This is a genomic window from Gammaproteobacteria bacterium (genome assembly GCA_015709635.1).
Taxonomy (GTDB): Bacteria; Pseudomonadota; Gammaproteobacteria; order Burkholderiales; family Nitrosomonadaceae; genus Nitrosomonas.
Genome location: CP054180.1, coordinates 2,761,022 through 2,779,942, shown reverse-complemented (window position 1 = coordinate 2,779,942; position 18,921 = coordinate 2,761,022). Strand labels below are relative to the sequence as shown.

Below are 18,921 nucleotides of genomic sequence, written 5' to 3'. Positions count from 1 at the left end.
GCGTGATGGTTTGCGGCATAGTTTTTTTATTTTTGCTGCTTCTGGTATTTATTAACCGCTTTATTATGATCTGCTAGATTTGTAGAAAATTGAGATTCCCCATTACCTTTTGCCACAAAATACAGCGCATCGGTTTCAGCCGGATTCAGCGCCGCATGAATGGAAGCCAAGCTCGGCAGTGCAATCGGGGTAGGCGGTAAACCTGCGCGAGTATAAGTGTTGTATTCCTGATCCGCAAGCAGATCTTGCTTGCGCAAATTGCCGTCAAACTGTTCTCCCATGCCGTAAATAATGGTGGGGTCCGTTTGCAGACGCATTCCTTTGCGCAGCCGGTTGATGAACACACCGGCTATTTCAGCACGATCGCTTTCCACGCCGGTTTCTTTTTCGATAATCGATGCCAGAATGAGCGCTTCATAAGGCGAAGCCAGCGGCAAGGATTCCGCGCGCGATTCCCAGCTGGTTTGCAGATGATTGTGCAGGGTGCGATAAGCGCGTTGCAAAATTTCGATATCGCTGCTGTCCCTGACAAAAAAATAAGTATCGGGAAAGAATAATCCTTCTGCAGCGCTTTCAGTCGCGCCAATCAAATGCAGAATCTCTTGGTCGCTGAGTCCGGCGGTGCGATTTTGTACGGCCGGGTGCTCGCTGAGCATTTTCCGCAATTGCGCAAAAGTCGAGCCTTCAAGAATTCTGATTTCATTCTGCTTGGCATCGCCCTTGGTCAGATAGTCTAATAACGCAATCTGGGTGATGTTCTCGGTCAGCAGATAATCTCCGGCTCTGATGGCGGATTCCCGGTTGAGATAACGCGCCAGTACGATCAACGACCATTTGCTGTGAATGACACCGGCATCGGCGAGTTGCTGTGCGACTTGCGTCAGGTTGCTGCCGGATCGGACGGAGAATTCATAAGGGGTGGTGGGAAGCCTGATGCTTGAGTGAACATGCAAATAAAACCATCCGATGAACAGGATGGTTGCAAAGAATGCGTAAAACAACAAGCGTTTCAGCATGTGCATGCGCCATAGAATAAATTTATACGCTACGGAAAACGAGTGTTCCGTTGGTTCCTCCAAACCCGAAGGAGTTGGATAGCGCAACTTTGATATTCATGTCTCTTGCGGTATTGGGGATGTAATCCAGATCGCACTGCGGATCCTGATTGACTAGATTGATGGTCGGCGGCGCAATGCGATGATGGATCGCGAGTACGGAAAAAACCGCTTCTACACCGCCGGCAGCGCCCAATAGGTGCCCGGTCATGGATTTCGTCGAGCTGACGGCGAGTTTGCCGGCGTGCTCACCGAAGCAGCGTTTGACGGCAACGGTTTCAGCGATATCGCCCAATGGCGTGGAGGTACCATGCGCATTGACATAATCGACTTCCGTTGTGTTGATACCGGCATTTTTGAGTGCATTGCTCATGCAACGCGCGGCACCTTCGCCGTCATCGCATGGCGCGGTCATATGAAAGGCATCCGCGCTCATGCCGAAACCGGCCAATTCCGCATAGATTTTTGCGCCGCGGCGTTTGGCGTGCTCCAGCTCTTCCAGCACCAGAACTCCGGCACCTTCACCCAGAACGAAACCATCGCGGTCCGTATCCCACGGACGGCTTGCAGCTACCGGATTGTCATTGTGCACCGATAACGCTTTGGCAGCGGCAAATCCGCCGATAGCAAGCGGCGTTACGCAGGATTCCGCGCCGCCGCACACCATGACATCGGCATCGCCGTACTCGATCATACGAGCTGAATGACCGATGCTGTGTGTGGCTGTAGTACAAGCCGTTACAATCGCGATGTTGGGGCCTTTGTAGCCGTACATGATGGATAAATTACCCGCGATCATGTTGATGATGGTGCTGGGAATAAAGAACGGGGAAATTTTTCGTGGTCCGCCCGCGTGATACGCGGTATCCGTGTTTTCGATCATCGGCAAGCCGCCGATGCCTGAACCGATATTGACACCGATCTTTTCCGCATCCAGGTGAGCGATATCGTCGATACCGGCATCTTTGACCGCTTGAATCGCCGCCGCCATGCCGTAATGGATAAAAATATCCATGCGACGCGCTTCTTTTGCGGAGAGGTATTGATGAACGTCGAAATCTTTTACTTCACCCGCGATTTGCGATGTAAAACTTGATGCATCAAAGCGGGTTATCCGGGTAATGCCGGATATTCCTGAAACGATGCTTTCCCATGCGCCGGATACCGTGCTGCCGACAGGTGACACAATACCCAATCCGGTAACTACTACCTTACGTTTGGACAAAATAGCTCCGCTTGCTTATTTTCAAAGAAACTAAATGCTAGCTGGCACTGGTGTGGGCTGTGACGTAGTCAATCGCCTCTTGAACAGTATTTATTTTTTCCGCTTGCTCATCCGGAATTTCACACTCGAATTCTTCTTCGAGAGCCATGACCAATTCCACCGTATCGAGTGAATCCGCTCCCAAATCATTGACAAAAGATGATTCGTTTTTGACTTCCGCTTCGTTTACACCAAGTTGTTCAGCTACAATTTTTTTAATACGCTGCTCAATATTTTCCATCTAGGTATTTCCTTCTCAGGTAAGAAAAATGCGTGCCATTTTAGCAAATTTTAAATGCCAGCAAAACCAAAACATGATTGTCTGTTTCGGCGTTTACATTAGGCGGTGTAAAAAATGTCGTGTGACTTCCACTGTCATAATCCAATCCGATCAATTTCTGTGTTAATCCATATACATACCGCCATTCACGTGCAACGTTGTACCCGTGATATAGCCTGCCGCGGAAGATGCCAGAAAGGCGACGGCCGAAGCAACTTCTTCCGGGCGCCCCAATCTTCCCAAAGGAACGTGCTGAATCAGGTTCTGTTGAAATTCATCAGCCAGTGCGCGGGTCATGTCGGTATCAATGAAACCGGGGGCAATGCAGTTAACCGTGATATTGCGGCTACCGACTTCACGAGCTAACGATTTACTAAAGCCAAACATGCCGGCTTTGGCGGCGGCATAATTGGCTTGTCCAAGATTACCCATAGCGCCAACCACGGAGGAAATATTGATGATACGGCCGTAACGGGCTTTCATCATGGCACGAAGGACTGCGCGGCTTAATCGGAATACTGATTTTAAATCGGTTTCCAGAATGTCATCCCATTCCTCGTCTTTCATGCGAACCAATAAGTTATCCCGCGTGATTCCGGCATTATTGATCAGTATGTCCACTTCACCGAATTTTTCCCGGATGGTTTGCACGGTGCGGTTGATTTGTTCGGCATTGTTTACGTTTAAAACGATACCCATCCCTTTGATGCCAGCTTTTTCCAGATATTGATTAATCGAGCTGGCACCGTTTTCCGTGGTCGCCGTCCCGATGACAACAGCACCCGATTGACCCAGCTTGGTTGCGATGGCTTGCCCGATACCCCGGCTGGCACCGGTGACCAAAGCTATTCTATTTTCCAAAATCATACCTCCATAAAACGAGCCATGATTGTGTACTGCGAGTATTCATTGTAATGCTATGTCCTTAAATTAATAACAGCTTGTTGAGTGGCTTCACTATCCGCCAGCGACAGCTGTTGCAGATTTTGATCGATCCGTTTGTTCAGTCCTGCCAGTACTTTTCCCGGCCCGCATTCGACAACATGGGTAATGCCGGAAGCAGCAAATGCTTTGATGGTATCGACCCAGCGCACCGGACCGGTTAGCTGGCGCACGAGAATTTCTTTGATATCCGCCGCATCGCTATGTGTTTTCACATCGGCATTATGCAGAATCGGAATTGCGGGCGGTTGCAGCGCTACTCGCTGCAATTGTTGTTGCATTTTGTCGGCTGCCGGCTGCATTAGAGAACAATGCGATGGAATGCTCATCGGTAACATGATGGCGCGCTTCGCTCCTTTTGATTTGGCCATTTCGATGCCACGCAAAATGGCATTTTTATGTCCGGCAATGACGATTTGCCCGGGGGAGTTGTAATTGGCCGGTTCGAGCGATTCACCGCTGCTTTGACTGGTAACATCGCGGCAGATTTGCTTGACGACTGCATCATCCAATCCCAGTATCGCAGCCATTCCGCCAACACCTTCCGGCACGGCTTGTTGCATGGCTTGTGCGCGAAAGCGAACCAATGCCAGGGCATCGGCAAAACTCAATGCTTCGGATGCGACCAAGGCGGTATATTCACCCAGACTATGCCCGGCCATCGCTGCCGGTTTTTCACCACCAAGGCTTGACCAAGCACGATACACCGCAATTCCTGCGGTCAGCATCAGCGGTTGCGTATTGATCGTGAGATTGAGATCATCCGCAGGTCCGTTATTCACCATGGACCAGAGATCCTGTTTCAGGATATCGGATGCTTCTTGAAAGGTTTGTTGAATGACGGGTAAACCTATGTACCCATTCATCATGCCGACGGATTGCGATCCTTGGCCCGGAAATACAAATGCAAATTTCATAAATCACCAGCGCAGTAAGACTGCTCCCCATGTAAAGCCGCCGCCGACACCTTCCAGTAAAATCAATTGATCGCGCTGAATGCGTCCGTCGCGTACGGCAAGGTCCAACGCGAGTGGGATGGAAGCTGCGGAAGTATTACCATGCTTGTCCACGGCCACGATCACTTTATCCATCGGAAGTCCAAGCTTCTTGGCGGTCGATTGGATGATCCGGATATTGGCCTGATGCGGGATCAGCCAGTCGATGTCGGTGGATTGTAGATTGTTTTTTGCGACCGCTTCCTGCACGACTTCTTCCAGGACTTTGACGGCAAACTTGAAAACGGCGTTGCCTTCCATATTGATGTACGGTGTGCCTTGCACTTTGCCGCCGCTGATATATCCCGGTGCGGAGAGAATGTTGCTGTGACTGCCGCTGGCGTGCAGATGGGTCGATAAAATGCCGGGCTGATCACTTTGCGAAAGCACCACGGCGCCTGCGCCGTCACCGAACAGAACGCAGGTGCTGCGATCGTTCCAGTCAAGTATTTTGGAATAGATTTCGCTGCCTACTACCAGCGCATTGCGGCATTTACCGGAACTGACAAACATGTCAGCGGTGGCGAGCGCATAAACAAAACCGCTACAGACGGCTTGCACGTCAAAGGCCGGACAATTGTCGATACCCAGTTTGTTTTGCAAAATACAGGCGGTGCTCGGAAAAATCATATCCGGGGTGGTGGTGGCGACAATGATCAGGTCGATGTCTTGACTGGTGACGCCGGCTGCCTGCATGGCATTCTGACATGCATGCAACGCCAGGTCGCTGGCTACTTGATCTTCCCGGGCGATATGCCGTTGCGTGATACCGGTGCGTGTGCGAATCCATTCATCACTGGTATCCACCATGCGTTCCAGATCTGCGTTGGTGAGAATTTTTTCCGGTAAATAGCTACCTGTTCCAGTGATCCTTGAGTACATTATCGTGTTATTTCTTTAGAAGAAGTTTGAGCATGATGGGAAAACTCGGCTACCCGCTCGCTAATACGCCGCAACATTCCACCGCGCACTTCATCGGCGGCGCGTTTAATGGCGAAACCGAAAGCATATTTGTCGGCAGAGCCATGGCTTTTAATCACGATGCCGCGTAATCCCAGAAAACTTGCGCCATTATAACGCCGATGGTCGACCCGGCGCTTGAAAGAATTGATGACCGGCATGGCGATCACACCGGCCAGTTTGGTCAACAGATTGCGTTTGAATTCCTCGCGCAAGTAGGTTGCCAGCATTTGTGCCAAGCCTTCCGAGGTTTTCAGTGTGATATTGCCGACAAAGCCGTCGCACACCACGACATCCGTGGTCCCTTTATAAATATCGTTGCCTTCCACGTTGCCATAAAAATTAAGCCCGCTATTGCGCAACAACTCGGCTGCCTGCTTGACGATTTCGTTGCCTTTGATTTCCTCTTCGCCGATATTGAGCAAGCCGACGCTGGGAGATGCTTTATTCTCCACGGAAGACACCAAGGATGCGCCCATGATGCCGAATTGGAACAAGTGTTCCGCCGTGCAATCGACGTTAGCGCCCAAGTCCAATACATACGTGTGGCCGGTGCTGGTCGGTAATATTACCGCCAGCGCCGGGCGATCGACGCCTGGGATCGTTTTCAAGACAAACCGGGAAGTGGCCAGTAATGCGCCGGTGTTGCCGGCGCTGATGCAGGCTTGCGCCTCGCCGGTTTTGACGAGATTGATGGCAACGCGCATGGAAGAGTCTTTCTTGCCGCGTAAGGCAGTTGCCGGCGATTCATCCATGCCAACCACTTCATTGGCCGGATGTAACCGGATTCTTGGACCAAATTCTGATTTCGCCGCGCGCAACTCGGCTTCTATGGCATCAGGAATGCCGACCAAAATGATATTGGCTTCAGGATCCTGATGTAAATATTCAAGCGCAGATGGAACGGTTACATGGGGGCCATGATCACCACCCATGCAATCTATTGCTACTGTGATATCCAATTTCAGTGCTCTTGCGGCTGGGAGAAACTATAAGTTGATACGATTTGTAGCAATAGAGATGATCGTTAGTCGTTTTTGGTTTTAATCACTTTTTTGCCCCGATAGTATCCATTGGGGCTAATATGGTGACGTAAATGAACTTCCCCGGTGCTTGACTCTACCGCGAGTGGCGGGTTGGTCAAAAAATCATGCGAACGGTGCATGCCGCGTTTGGATGGTGATTTTTTATTTTGTTGAACTGCCATTTAAATAACTCCTTGAATTCAATTTGTCTTTTTTAGTGTTGCCAATGCTGCAAAGGGATGCGCCGATGGTGTTTTATCGATTAAATCGCTTTCCGCGGTTTTTAGCTTAAGCGCACTGCATTCACCTTCTGCGTGACATGATGAAATCGATAAGCTGAGAATGACTTCATCCTCGATTAAATTAATAACATCCAAATCAGGTATCGCAAGAATGGCGCCGACCGTATCATCCTCATCGATAAGATCCAATTCCGCTTCGTTTTTGGCCAGTATCAGAAATGTCTGCAAATCGATATGATGTACTAATTTGTCGAGGCAGCGCTGGCAATTAAGATGAATTTTTCCTGTTATTTCCATATACAAACCCGGCTTCTCATTCTTGTCGAACCGGCCACTGATTTGATAGATTAGCTCCCCTTCTTGATCGAACAACAGATCATGTAAGCGCACAAGCTCGACTAACGGGATTTTACCATGACGACTGCCCGCATTACGCACAAAATCCAGAGAGTCTATGACTAACCTATCAGACATAAGGCGCGCATGTTATATTTTTTAATCGTAAGTGTCAAAAAATACAGAAGGAAATTTTGAAAATACAAAATAATACCCGGCCAATCGTATTGGGATCCAGCTCGATTTACCGTAAGGAATTGCTGCAGCGGCTGCATATTCCCTTTGAGACGCATCATCCCGAAATCGATGAAACACCACTGCCGAATGAATCTCCCGCAGAGACAGCCGAGCGTTTGGCCGAAGCGAAAGCCCGTGCCGTTGCCAAAGCTTATCCGGATGCACTCATTATCGGTTCCGATCAAGTGGCGGCATTGGAGAAAATTCCGCTCGGTAAGCCATTGAATCATGCGAATGCGGTTAAACAATTGCAGCTGGTTCAGGGTAAGGAAGTTGTTTTTCATACCGCTTTGTGTTTGTTGAATAGTGCTATAGACCGGTTACAGATACGTGTAATTCCCTATCGGGTGAAATTCCGGTCATTGAGCGATCAGCAAATTGAAAACTATCTGTGCAAGGAGCAACCTTATCACTGCGCCGGCAGCGCAAAGTCGGAGGGGCTTGGAATTGCACTGATCGAACGCATGGCCGGAGATGATCCCAATGGCTTGATCGGATTGCCGCTGATCGCGCTGATCGACATGCTGGTGGCGGAAGGAGTGGAGGTTATTTAACGTTTTATTTTGTCATAAACTTCTTGATTGCAAATAGCGTCATTCTGTGGAATCATTGCGTTGGAATGAAATTTTCATTTTTTGTAGATTGATTCTTATGCGGAAATATCCGGCTTATGCTGTTATCGCTATGCTGATTGTCAGCATACTGACCAATGGACTGAGCCTATCGTTCAGAGGAGAGGTATTTGCCCACGAACTGGATCATATCCGCCAATCTTTGTCAGCTGATCCCGCGCTGCACTTGGAATTGCACCGCAATAACGTCACGTGGGACGGTATCGAGCTGGATGCATCAACGCATTTGTGCCTGCATTCAGCGGGGCAATACCAGCCGTTTTTCTTCAACTCTCTGCCGCTGCTTCCTGATGTGATTGCGTCGGAAGTCGTCACGGTATTTCTCCCTTCCTTTATTCCCGAAACCATTCCGGATTTACCTCTGCGCCCTCCTAGAAACTCGCTGATTGTGTAGGTCAGATTTAAGAATCGTGTCGTTTGTGGATTGACGATAACGATCCATGGCGATGCAAGGAAACGGATCATGTGTGATCTGTTGCACGGTTGTGTAGGTATGTGCGGAGGATTTTATGAATTTGAGCGATCGCTATATAACGCTCGGTTATTGGGTGGCATCCAAGCTGCGGCGCATGCTGCCGGGTTTCATTATTTTATCGCTGGGTTTTTTATTGCAGCCTGCGGCGAGCGCTGATTCCTTCAGTGCCTTGCCAAGCGGCGGGAAAAATCACGCAACGGAAGTGCCGATTGAAGAAACGGGCGAGCTCACGTTACGTGATGCCGTCAATCTTGCTTTGTTGCGAAATCCTGAATTGGCAGCTTTTTCTAAAGAAATTCGCGCATTGGAAGGACTAACATTACAAGCGGGGTTGCTTAAAAATCCGGAATTGTCTTTGAATGTTGAAAATGCCGGAAATGTACAAAAGCTGACTGGTGATATCAATTCATCACATGCGGTAGCACAAGAAGTCGTACAGCAATTGTCGACGATTCGTATCTATCAATTAATAGAACTGGGTGGAAAACGGGCTGCCCGGGTTAACGCGGCATTGCTGGGTGAAGAACTGGCTGCTAAAGATTACGAAATCAAACGAATTGACATTATTTTCCGGGTTGCCAATGTATTCACAGAAGTACTCGCTGCACAAGAGCGGCTGAGGCTTGCTGAAGAAACCAAGCAAGTGGCTCAGAATGTAGTTAGCACCGTGAGCGGAAGGGTGCAGGGCGGTAAGGTGGCGCCCATTGAAGAGACCAGGGTTAAAGTAGGGCTGTCGACTACACGCATTGAACTGGAACAAGCGCAGCGAGATTTAACAGGTGCACGTAAGCGGTTAGCGCTGTTGTGGAATAGTTCCTCTCCGCAATTTGGTAAAGCTTTGGGAAATCTGGAGGCGCAGATTCCACCACCCGATTTTCAAATGCTGGAAGAGCATGTTTTAAATAATCCAATGGCGCTGCGTGCCATGAAAAATATCGAGCAGCGCAAGGCCCTGCTGGAAGTCGAGCAAACCCGCCGCATACCCAATCTGACCGTCAATGCAGGTGCTGTGCATCATGCGCAGTTGGGCGGCAGTACTATTGTGGCGGGTTTGCAAATACCGTTGCCGATCTTCGATCGCAATCAGGGCAATCTCAAAGACGCCCATCATCGCTTGGATAAAGCTGTTGATGAGCAGATGGCTACCGAGTTACGACTAAAAACTGAGATTGCACAATCTTATGAAACGATGTCGGCAGTATGGAATGAAATTAACATACTTCGTGATGAAATATTGCCCGGCGCCCGAAGCGCTTTTAACGTAATGCGCAGAGGCTACGAGCTGGGTAAGTTTGGATTGCTGGAGCTGCTGGATGCCCAGCGCGTGTTGTTTCAGAATCAGCTGCTGTATGTGCGCGCACTGGCAAACTATCAGCGTTTGGTTAACGACATTGAACGTCTGATTGCGGCCCCTATCGAGAGCGTCAAACCCGGTCATGAAGTCAATACACGCCAGCCATAGCAGCGTGAAGAAAATGGATAAGGATTAAATTTATGAATAAAGCGCGATGGATACCCATTTTGATTGTGATTGCCATCGGGATAGTACTCGGCGGATTGATTTTGACTTTGGATAAGCCGGCTACGGTGACTGCGGAGGCGGAGGGAATGCGTGCCAGTGAGAAATCGGCTGAAGGTCAACCGGGCACTGGACCGAGGGGTGGGAAACTGTTTACTGACAATGATTTTAGTGTGGAGCTGACGATCTTTGAAAAAGGCGTGCCGCCGCAGTTCCGGATATTTTTGTATGAAAAAGGGACATTGTTGCCGCCGACGGCGGCCAAAGCAGCGGTAACGTTATCTCGCCTGGGCGCGCCAGCGCAGCTCTTTAAATTTACGCCGGAAGCGGATTATTTGCTTGGCGATCATGTCGTGGAAGAGCCGCATTCATTTGATATCGCCGTTGCGGCTGAACATAACGGCAAAATCATGCGCTGGAGCCATAGCCAGGTCGAAGGACGGGTGGAAATAGCCGATGACATGCTGAAAAGTATGGGTATCGAACTTCTGACCGCAGGGTCGGCAATCATTCGCCCGACGCTGAAACTGCCGGGAGAAGTGGTTTTCAACGAACATAACATCGTGCGGGTGGTGCCGCGGGTTGCCGGTCTGGTGACCGATGTGCAAGGACATCATGGTCAGCATGTCAAAAAGGGCCAGGTGCTGGCGGTGATCGAAAGCCCGATGCTGGCGGATTTGCGCAGCCAGTATTTCGTTGCGAAAAAACGCTTGGCGCTGACGAGAACGACATATGAACGTGAAAAACAGTTATGGGAGGAAAAGATCAGCGCCAAACAAGATTTTCTTTTGGCGCAGGAATTGTGGAACGAAGCCCAGATTGCTTTGGAACTTGCCACCACCAAACTGCGCGCCCTGGGTGTGCAACCAGACGCTAATTACCTCAAATCCAATTACGCGCATTATGAAATACGCGCGCCGATCTCAGGAATCATCATCGCCAAAGCGATTGCGCTGGGGGAAGCGCTGAAGGAAGATCGCGAAATTTATACTATCGCCGATGTGTCCACGGTATGGACGGCGGTTACGGTTTATCCGAAAGATCTCAATATCATTCACGAAGGCCAGAAGGTTGCGGTCAAAGCAACCGCTTCGGATATCGAAAGCCAGGGCACTGTGACGTATATTTCCACACTGATCGGTGGCCAGACCCGCACCGCGACGGCCCGGGTCGAGCTTGACAACAAAGATGGGCGCTGGCGTCCCGGTATGTTTGTCAATGCTGAACTGGTGGCGGAAGAAATCCAGGTTCCCGTGGCGGTGGCGGTGAGCGCCCTGCAAACGTTACGAGACTGGACGGTGGTATTCGGCCGTTACGATCAGTATTTTGAAGCTCGTCCTCTGGAGCTGGGGCGCAGCGATGGCGAAATGGTTGAAGTGCTGAAGGGGCTGTCTGCGGGGGAACAATACGCCGGCGGCAATAGTTTCGCGCTGAAGGCGGAACTGGGCAAGGCTGGCGCCAGCCACGATCATTAATTCGGCAACATAACCGAGGTAGATCATCATGTTTGAACGCATACTCCATATCTCCATCTATCAGCGCGCCATCGTTTTGATGGTGGTTTCGATGGTGGCTATCATCGGCGTTTATAGCTACCAGAAACTGCCGATCGATGCTGTGCCCGATATTACCAACGTGCAGGTGCAGATCAACACGAATGCCCCGGGTTATTCGCCGATCGAGGCTGAGCAGCGCATTACCTTTCCGATTGAAACGATCATGGCAGGGCTGCCGCATTTGCACTATACCCGCTCCATTTCCCGCTATGGATTGTCGCAAGTCACGGTCATTTTCGATGATGGAACGGATATTTATTTCGCGCGCCAGCAGGTCAGTCAGCGCATCCAGGAAGCCAAAGGCCGTTTGCCCATTGGCATCGAGCCGATGATGGGGCCGATTTCGACCGGCTTGGGTGAAATTTTCATGTGGACGATCGAGGCCAAGGAAGGTGCGCGGAAACCTGACGGCACTCCCTATACCACCACCGATTTGCGCGAAATTCAAGATTGGGTGATCCGGCCGCAACTTCGCATGGTGAAAGGAGTGACCGAGATCAATACCGTCGGCGGCTATGTCAAACAATTTCATGTCGTGCCCTATCCGGAAAAAATGATTTCCTTCGGTCTATCGCTGGTCGATTTGATGACGGCGCTGGAGCGCAACAATTTGAACGTCGGCGCCGGCTATATCGAAAGAAGCGGTGAACAGTATCTGGTTCGCGTTCCCGGTCAGATTGCTGATCTGGCTGAAATCGGCAATATCATTCTGGGATCTCGCCAAGGGACACCGATCCGCGTCAAGGACGTGGCCGATATTCTGATCGGCAAGGAATTGCGCAACGGTGCGGCGACGCAAAATGGCAAGGAAGTCGTGATGGGCACGGTGCATATGCTGATCGGGGAAAATAGCCGCATTGTGGCCCAGGCTGCCGCCAGAAAACTCGAAGAAATCAGCCGCAACTTACCTGAAGGCGTCGTCACGACACCGGTATACGATCGCACCACGCTGGTCGATAAAACCATTCATACAGTGGCGAAAAATCTACTCGAAGGCGCGGCGCTGGTGATCGTGGTACTGTTGCTATTCCTCGGCAATTTGCGCGCGGCGCTGATTGCGGCCTTCGTGATTCCGTTGTCGATGTTGTTCACGTTTACCGGCATGGTAGCCAATCATGTCAGCGCCAATCTGATGAGCCTGGGCGCGATCGATTTCGGCATCATCGTTGATGGCGCGATCGTGATCGTCGAAAATAGCATCCGCAGGCTGGCGCATGAACAGACGCGGCTGGGACGGAGTCTGACGCTTCCAGAGCGCCTCGAACTGGTGTTCGATGCCTCGCGCGAAGCGCGGCGGGTGCTCATCTACGGTGAGTTGATCATCATCATCGTCTATTTGCCGATTTTTGCGCTGACGGGCGTCGAAGGGAAAATGTTTCATCCAATGGCGCTGACTGTGGTCACAGCTCTGGTGGGCGCGATGATACTTTCGATTACGTTTGTTCCGGCTGCCATTGCATTGTTCTTATCCAGCAAGGTGCAGGAAAAGGAAAGCCGTGTCATGACCTGGGCTAAAAAAACCTATGTTCCGTTACTGGCTGCCACGATGAAGAATCGTGAACTGACGGTTACGATTGCGATCGTCATCGTGATTTTGTCCGGTTTGTTGACCACCCGCGTTGGCAGCGAGTTCGTTCCCAGCTTGAATGAAGGCGATATCGCGCTGCACGCCATTCGCATTCCCGGCACCAGTTTGACCACCGCCATTGAAATGCAGAATGAACTGGAGCAAACCATCAAAACATTCCCTGAAGTCGAACGAATATTTTCCAAGATCGGCACCGCCGAGATAGCGACCGATCCCATGCCGCCGAGTGTCGCGGATACGTTCATCATTCTGAAACCGCAGGCGGAGTGGACGGGCGAGCACCGCACCAAAACGGAACTGATCGCAGCGATGGAGCAGGCTGTGCAGAAAGTACCGGGCAATAATTACGAATTCACGCAACCGATCCAGATGCGTTTCAATGAGTTGTTGTCGGGGGTACGCGCCGATGTGGCGGTCAAGGTATTTGGCGATGACATGGATACGCTGCTGGATTTAGGAGAGGCTATCGAAAAATTGCTGAAAACCGTTCCCGGCGCAGCGGACGTGAGAACTGAACAGATCTCCGGCTTACCGGTGCTGTCGATTCAGATGGATCGTGCCAAGATGGCGCGCTATGGTTTGAATGGCCGTGACGTGCAGGATGTGATTGCCATGTCGGTAGGGGGGCGCAGTACCGGCTTGATATTCGAAGGCGATCGGCGGTTTGATTTGCAAATCCGGCTACCAGAGCATTTGCGGATCGATATTGAAGCGCTGAAACGCCTGCCTATCAGCGTGCCCCTGCAAAGCACTGCTGTAGCATCCGCACCCATAGCGGCGCAACCGGCTCAGGCAGGGCAGCCTGCTGCGCCAGTTTTTGTCAGTCTCGGGGAAGTGGCGCGATTTGAATTGACGCAGGGGCCAAATCAGGTCAGCCGTGAGAATGGCAAACGCAGGATCGTAGTCACCGCCAACGTGCGCGGCCGCGATCTGGGTTCGTTCGTGCACGAAGCGGAGCAACTGATTGCAGAAAAAATGCGGATTCCACCCGGCTATTGGGTTACCTGGGGCGGTCAGTTTGAACAGATGATTTCCGCTGCGCAGCGTTTGCAGATCGTGATACCGGTTGCGCTCGGGCTTATTTTTATCTTGTTGTACACGATGTTCGGTAATGTGCGCGATGGGTTGCTGATGTTTACCGGCGTTCCCTTTGCATTGACCGGCGGTATTTTCGCGTTATGGCTGCGCGACATTCCGCTCTCGATTTCGGCGGGTGTCGGATTTATCGCACTATCCGGCGTGGCGGTTCTGAACGGCTTGGTGATGCTGGCGTTTATTCGCGGCTTGAGAGAAAAAGGATCGCCGCTGGATGATGCGATTCAAACCGGTGCGCTGACCCGGTTGCGCCCGGTGCTAATGACCGCATTGGTCGCATCGATCGGATTTCTGCCGATGGCGCTAGCTACCGGCACTGGTGCGGAAGTGCAGCGGCCTTTGGCTACAGTTGTGATCGGTGGCATTTTATCGTCGACTGCATTAACGTTACTGGTGTTGCCGGTGTTGTATCAATTGGTGCATAGAAAAAATGAAATTGATAAGTGATACGATATTTAAGGAAATTTTTAATGTTACTGTACTTGAATACGCTGCATTGAAATCAGGTTCAACATGCTCATTTATCACTGGTAAATTGTACCTATGCCTGATTTCACCTAGCTTGATCATCATTTACTACCCTTTTAAGAGCTCCCTTAGGGAAACGCTGATTAATTGACTATACGAGCGAATCATTTCGTTGCGCGGTACTTGCTCCTGCGCCTATCTTATTGATATGTCTCGGCTGCTGTGTTCCGTGCGCCTCGTGCTTTATCTCGTTCGCCGAGTTAATCAATGCTTCCTTTGTGTTGTGAAAATGATACCACTAACAAATTGTGGACAAATATAAATTTATTGTGAATAATATGTGAACATTTTGTGAAGTTTTGAATTGTGACTTTCAAAAACAGCTTCGAAATAATTTCGAATAATTTTTGTTAAAGGGAGTTTTTATGAGAAACAGCCAGGTTCTGATTTTTTTCGCAATGATTTTTGCTATCGCTTTTTATAACCTCATGGCGACATTCGAGCTGCCAGAATCCATGATGGGCTGGGTTTTATCCGATCTCGTTCTTTCTTTGTATGTGAGCTATCTGCTGGATACCTTCATTCGTGGTTCCATAAAGACAAGAATGCAATAATTTTGAAGGAAATGGCATCCTGACCGGTGGTACAACACAAGGCAGTTTGTTACTGCCATTGAGTTTCTGAGTTTGAATCTGGGGGAGCTACGGATTTTTACGAAGATCCGAAAACATGGATATTGAGTTTGCGATGTAGCCCTGAAAATCTGCTGAACTTGAGTCTGATTTTTAGTATCGAGGGGTGATTGCTTTTTTGAAATTCTGACTTTTAGGTTACGGTCTGCGGTACCTGCAACTCGCAGGTACCTATAGAAAATCGGATGAATCCCTATTATTTTCTGAGTCGTGTGCTAAATCCCAATAAACCCAGACCTGCGAGCAGCATGGCATAAGTTTCCGGTTCTGGAACTGCCGATACGGTCATTGAGCTGATATAGAACTGATCCGCATGAGCGCCGCCGAATTTGAAGTAGAAGTCATGGCCGGTGTGACTCAAAGCGAATTGACCGACATCTTTTGGCAACAAACCGGAGGTCCAGGTTGAATTGTCGAAACTGTATTGGAAGGTCGCATTAGAAATCCAACCCGTTGTATTGTGCCCTTCCGCACGAAAACCAACCGATGATAACGCTACTGACTGATCGAAATGCAACCAGATTTTTTCATTGGAAGTGATGTTATCGTCGCTGGTATCGGTTTTTACGTGATAAACACCCAAGCCGGCACCGACTGCATCTTTTCCGGAAAGCTTTCCGTTATATCCGTTCTCGTGATCCTGAACAACCGCGGCTCCCGAACCGAAAGCACCGCCATTGTAAGAACCTTTTGCGTGCACGGTAAGGCCGCCGTTGGTGAAAGAAAGGTCGCCGTTGAGCACGGATGAAATATTGGAGCTGCACAGATCGCCGCCGCTGCAGGCAATTCCATCCGTCGGCAGGAAGCCGCTATTGACGGAACCGTTGTACTTAAGGTTCGCGAAATCGAAAACCACGGGTGCCGCCGCAATCGGTCCGCTTGCCAAAGCAAGAAATGTTAAAACAGATAAAGAACGCATTTTAAGTAGTGCTCCTAAAAATTTTTATTTTTATTTCAAAACAATAAAGCTTGAGTTCCCATTCAGCCAATTCAATTTTGCTTATTTGAATCTCAAGCAATTTTTCCTAAGTTTGCTTCAACTTTCTCTATTTTCCGGAAATATCAAAAATAAAGATGTGATGAATTCTTACACTGTTCTTACGATACCAATGATGACAGTGATAGAAAATAGAACGATATGCCTGATTTATTAGTATCATTGTCCTCAGGAGTACTTTCACTATCTTCCAATAATCCTACATTACTAACAAAATTCATATTCCCTAAAGGAGTACCCTAATCAACGATTCTGCTTTTAGAACTTGCTAATAATCGATTTTTGCCTGATCGAGGGTATCTTGCAGGCGCTTCTTTTTATGATGATTTGTCACGCCGCCGGGAAATCCGCCAGCAATAATGGATCTTGGCATCGCGCGCGAAATCTTCCGGAATCATTTTACTGCTGATGTCCTCGATGACCCAATCGCTGAGCGCGTCCATGTCCATTTTGAAACGGCGGAAGTTGGTTGAGAAATATAAGGTTCCACCCGGCGCCAGCAGGGTGGCGGCGTTGCGGATCAGAGACACGTGGTCTTTCTGGATGTCGAAAGCTTCGTCCATTTTCTTGGAGTTCGAGAAAGTAGGCGGATCGAGAAAGATCAGGTCAAATTGCGGTTTTTGTTTGGCACTGGCTTGTTCGGCCAGCCATTGCGAGCAATCGGCGCGCACCAGCCGGTGATCGCCGTCAATGCTGTTGAGGACGAAATTTCGTCTGGCCCAATCCAGATACGTGTTCGACATATCCACCGTGACACTCGATAGCGCACCGCCAATCGCCGCGTGCACCGTGGCGCTGCCGGTATAAGCGAATAAATTCAGGAAACGCTTACCCTTGGCTTGTTGTTGGATCAGTAAACGCATGGGCCGGTGATCGAGAAACAGGCCGGTGTCGAGATAGTCCTCGAAATTCACCCAAAACTTGCAGCCGCCTTCTTCCACGACATGAAAGTGACGCGAATCGCTCAATTTTTCGTACTGATCTGTGCTTTTCTGCTTGCGGCGGATTTTTAGAAAAACCTGATCGGCGGGAATTTCCAGCACTTTGGGGATTTCCGCCATCACACCGGCCAGCCGTTGATTGGCTTTGGCGGGATCGACCGTTTTCGGCGATTCGTATTCCTGCACGTTGACCCAAGTCTGCTCGCCTTGATATATATCGACAGCCACCGCGTATTCCGGCAGGTCGGCGTCGTACAAACGGTAGCAATGGATCTGATTTTGTTTGGCCCACTTGGTCAGTTTTTTCAGATTCTTGCGTAAGCGGTTGGCGAACATCTCCGCTTGGCTGTCGGCTTGCCCGGATTGCGCGCGGCGGCTGATGTGTTCGATACGTTCCTGCTGCGATTTGGCTTTCGGTTCAAAGAAGGCTTTTTCCTCGATGGTGAAGCGCAATAACTTGCACTCCAGCGCGCCATTGAACAGCGTAATCGGTTTGTGCGAACGGATGCCCAGCCGGAAGCCCAATTCCGGGTTGCCGATGATCATCGCCGCTTGCCAGCCGGTGAAGCGCTGCTTTAACACCTCGCCGAACTGACGGTAGAGCAAGGCGGCTTGTTCTTCATCGCCGAGCCGTTCGCCATACGGCGGGTTACAGACGATCAGCCCTTTCGCCCAGCTTTCTGCTGCGGAAGCATCGGCAATGTCGCGCTTTTCGATGTGGATTTTTCCCGCCAGCCCGGCGTTTTCGACATGCTGCAACGCGGCGGCGACGGTGCGGCGATCCTGGTCAAAACCGGCGATCACCGGCAATTTACTCAAACCAATCTCGCGGCGTTGCTGCGCCTCGTCCCAAATATTTTGCCAAAGTGCAGGGTCGTGCTGTCTCCAGCCGAGAAAACCGAAATAATCGCGCTGCAACCCCGGTGCGATATCCCCGGCGATCAGCGCGCCTTCCACCAGCAGCGTGCCGGAGCCGCACATCGGATCAATCAATGAGCCGCCTTGCGCGGCAATGTCCGGCCAACCGGCGCGCAGCAGAATCGCCGCAGCCAGGTTTTCCTTGATCGGCGCGGCGATGCTGACTTCGCGGTAACCGCGTTTATGCGAACTTTCGCCGGATAAATCCAGGCTCAACTGCGCGGTGTCGTTGTGTAGATAGACATTGACGCGGATGCTCGGGTACTCGGTATCGACGTTGGGACGGCTGCCGAACTTGGCGCGCAGCTGATCGACGATGGCGTCTTTCACTTTGAGCGCGCCGAAATGCGTGTTGTTGATCGCCGGATTGTTCTTGCTGTTAAACGATACCGCCAGACTGTCGTCGGCGTTCAGATGCCCGGACCAGTCGATGCGTTGCACGCCATCGTAGAGATCCTGCTGCGATTTGACCTCGAAGCTGCTGAGCAGCAACAGCACGCGGCTGGCGGTGCGCAACCATAAGCAGGCGCGGTACGCCATCGCCAGGTCGCCTTGAAAAGCCACACCGGCGAGTTTCTGCTGCACGTTTTGCCCGCCGAGTGCCTGGATTTCGTTGGCGAGTATGCCTTCCATCGCTTTCGGCGTAGTGGCGAAGAGTTGGTATTGCGTCATGGTTTACGGTCTGGGCTGAATAGCCGCGTAGG

16 protein-coding genes and 1 pseudogene are annotated in these 18,921 nt (G+C 50.5%); 6 read left to right on the top strand and 11 right to left on the bottom strand.

Going from position 1 to position 18,921, the window contains the following annotated elements; genetic code table 11:
- Nucleotides 1–26: 26 nt before the first annotated feature.
- The 9 genes from mltG to HRU78_13140 all read right to left on the bottom strand — a co-directional run bounded on the left by mltG (nucleotide 27) and on the right by HRU78_13140 (nucleotide 7,237).
- A complete protein-coding gene (gene mltG / locus HRU78_13180; protein ID QOJ24477.1) occupies nucleotides 27–1,022 on the bottom strand; it encodes an endolytic transglycosylase MltG in 996 nt (331 codons plus the stop codon).
- A gap of 16 nt (nucleotides 1,023–1,038) precedes the next feature.
- Nucleotides 1,039–2,280, bottom strand: a complete 1,242-nt coding sequence (gene fabF / locus HRU78_13175) for a beta-ketoacyl-ACP synthase II (protein QOJ24476.1) — start codon at nucleotides 2,278–2,280, stop codon at nucleotides 1,039–1,041.
- A 37-nt stretch (nucleotides 2,281–2,317) separates the two neighbouring features.
- On the bottom strand, nucleotides 2,318–2,560 hold the full coding sequence (acpP, locus tag HRU78_13170; GenBank protein ID QOJ24475.1) for an acyl carrier protein: 243 nt from the start codon (nucleotides 2,558–2,560) through the stop codon (nucleotides 2,318–2,320).
- 162 nt (nucleotides 2,561–2,722) lie between these two features.
- Nucleotides 2,723–3,466 carry a 3-oxoacyl-ACP reductase FabG gene (gene fabG, locus HRU78_13165; GenBank protein ID QOJ24474.1) on the bottom strand — a complete coding sequence of 248 codons (744 nt, stop codon included), beginning with the start codon at nucleotides 3,464–3,466 and terminating at the stop codon, nucleotides 2,723–2,725.
- A gap of 50 nt (nucleotides 3,467–3,516) precedes the next feature.
- On the bottom strand, nucleotides 3,517–4,458 hold the full coding sequence (gene fabD, locus HRU78_13160; GenBank protein QOJ24473.1) for an ACP S-malonyltransferase: 942 nt from the start codon (nucleotides 4,456–4,458) through the stop codon (nucleotides 3,517–3,519).
- 3 nt (nucleotides 4,459–4,461) lie between these two features.
- On the bottom strand, nucleotides 4,462–5,418 hold the full coding sequence (locus tag HRU78_13155; protein ID QOJ24472.1) for a ketoacyl-ACP synthase III: 957 nt from the start codon (nucleotides 5,416–5,418) through the stop codon (nucleotides 4,462–4,464).
- Nucleotides 5,418–6,458 (bottom strand): phosphate acyltransferase PlsX, encoded by a 1,041-nt coding sequence (plsX, locus tag HRU78_13150; GenBank protein ID QOJ24471.1) that lies wholly within the window; start codon nucleotides 6,456–6,458, stop codon nucleotides 5,418–5,420. Before plsX ends, HRU78_13155 begins: the two co-directional genes overlap by 1 nt.
- Before the next feature lie 65 nt (nucleotides 6,459–6,523).
- On the bottom strand, nucleotides 6,524–6,703 hold the full coding sequence (gene rpmF, locus HRU78_13145) for a 50S ribosomal protein L32 (GenBank protein QOJ24470.1): 180 nt from the start codon (nucleotides 6,701–6,703) through the stop codon (nucleotides 6,524–6,526).
- Between the two features lie 18 nt (nucleotides 6,704–6,721).
- A complete protein-coding gene (locus HRU78_13140; protein QOJ24469.1) occupies nucleotides 6,722–7,237 on the bottom strand; it encodes a DUF177 domain-containing protein in 516 nt (171 codons plus the stop codon).
- Nucleotides 7,238–7,293: 56 nt separating this feature from the next.
- On the opposite strand from HRU78_13140, the gene maf reads away from it, so the two are divergent.
- The 6 genes from maf to HRU78_13110 all read left to right on the top strand — a co-directional run bounded on the left by maf (nucleotide 7,294) and on the right by HRU78_13110 (nucleotide 15,283).
- The gene (gene maf, locus HRU78_13135; GenBank protein QOJ24468.1) at nucleotides 7,294–7,890 is read left to right on the top strand and encodes a septum formation inhibitor Maf; all 597 of its coding nucleotides are present in this window, start codon (nucleotides 7,294–7,296) and stop codon (nucleotides 7,888–7,890) included.
- 97 nt (nucleotides 7,891–7,987) lie between these two features.
- Nucleotides 7,988–8,362, top strand: a complete 375-nt coding sequence (locus HRU78_13130) for a hypothetical protein (GenBank protein ID QOJ24467.1) — start codon at nucleotides 7,988–7,990, stop codon at nucleotides 8,360–8,362.
- A gap of 115 nt (nucleotides 8,363–8,477) precedes the next feature.
- Nucleotides 8,478–9,905, top strand: coding sequence for a TolC family protein (locus HRU78_13125; GenBank protein QOJ24466.1), 1,428 nt, complete (start codon nucleotides 8,478–8,480; stop codon nucleotides 9,903–9,905).
- A 32-nt stretch (nucleotides 9,906–9,937) separates the two neighbouring features.
- Nucleotides 9,938–11,437, top strand: a complete 1,500-nt coding sequence (locus HRU78_13120; protein ID QOJ24465.1) for an efflux RND transporter periplasmic adaptor subunit — start codon at nucleotides 9,938–9,940, stop codon at nucleotides 11,435–11,437.
- Nucleotides 11,438–11,465: 28 nt separating this feature from the next.
- Nucleotides 11,466–14,648, top strand: coding sequence for a CusA/CzcA family heavy metal efflux RND transporter (locus tag HRU78_13115; protein ID QOJ24464.1), 3,183 nt, complete (start codon nucleotides 11,466–11,468; stop codon nucleotides 14,646–14,648).
- A gap of 446 nt (nucleotides 14,649–15,094) precedes the next feature.
- Nucleotides 15,095–15,283, top strand: a complete 189-nt coding sequence (locus HRU78_13110) for a hypothetical protein (GenBank protein QOJ24463.1) — start codon at nucleotides 15,095–15,097, stop codon at nucleotides 15,281–15,283.
- A 274-nt stretch (nucleotides 15,284–15,557) separates the two neighbouring features.
- Here the strand turns inward: HRU78_13110 and HRU78_13105 are convergent.
- A pseudogene (locus HRU78_13105) lies at nucleotides 15,558–15,647 on the bottom strand (PEP-CTERM sorting domain-containing protein).
- Between the two features lie 1,028 nt (nucleotides 15,648–16,675).
- Nucleotides 16,676–18,889 (bottom strand): bifunctional 23S rRNA (guanine(2069)-N(7))-methyltransferase RlmK/23S rRNA (guanine(2445)-N(2))-methyltransferase RlmL, encoded by a 2,214-nt coding sequence (gene rlmKL / locus HRU78_13100; protein ID QOJ24462.1) that lies wholly within the window; start codon nucleotides 18,887–18,889, stop codon nucleotides 16,676–16,678.
- Nucleotides 18,890–18,921: the final 32 nt, after the last annotated feature.

Bases quoted from the DNA above. Each gene is read 5' to 3' on its own strand.
- fabD (QOJ24473.1), bottom strand. From the start codon at position 4,458: ATGAAATTTGCATTTGTATTTCCGGGCCAAGGATCGCAATCCGTCGGC.
- HRU78_13155 (QOJ24472.1), bottom strand. From the start codon at position 5,418: ATGTACTCAAGGATCACTGGAACAGGTAGCTATTTACCGGAAAAAATT.
- mltG (QOJ24477.1), bottom strand. From the start codon at position 1,022: ATGCACATGCTGAAACGCTTGTTGTTTTACGCATTCTTTGCAACCATC.
- HRU78_13130 (QOJ24467.1), top strand. From the start codon at position 7,988: ATGCGGAAATATCCGGCTTATGCTGTTATCGCTATGCTGATTGTCAGC.
- HRU78_13140 (QOJ24469.1), bottom strand. From the start codon at position 7,237: ATGTCTGATAGGTTAGTCATAGACTCTCTGGATTTTGTGCGTAATGCG.
- HRU78_13120 (QOJ24465.1), top strand. From the start codon at position 9,938: ATGAATAAAGCGCGATGGATACCCATTTTGATTGTGATTGCCATCGGG.
- fabG (QOJ24474.1), bottom strand. From the start codon at position 3,466: ATGATTTTGGAAAATAGAATAGCTTTGGTCACCGGTGCCAGCCGGGGT.
- HRU78_13125 (QOJ24466.1), top strand. From the start codon at position 8,478: ATGAATTTGAGCGATCGCTATATAACGCTCGGTTATTGGGTGGCATCC.
- rpmF (QOJ24470.1), bottom strand. From the start codon at position 6,703: ATGGCAGTTCAACAAAATAAAAAATCACCATCCAAACGCGGCATGCAC.
- HRU78_13115 (QOJ24464.1), top strand. From the start codon at position 11,466: ATGTTTGAACGCATACTCCATATCTCCATCTATCAGCGCGCCATCGTT.
- acpP (QOJ24475.1), bottom strand. From the start codon at position 2,560: ATGGAAAATATTGAGCAGCGTATTAAAAAAATTGTAGCTGAACAACTT.
- rlmKL (QOJ24462.1), bottom strand. From the start codon at position 18,889: ATGACGCAATACCAACTCTTCGCCACTACGCCGAAAGCGATGGAAGGC.
- HRU78_13110 (QOJ24463.1), top strand. From the start codon at position 15,095: ATGAGAAACAGCCAGGTTCTGATTTTTTTCGCAATGATTTTTGCTATC.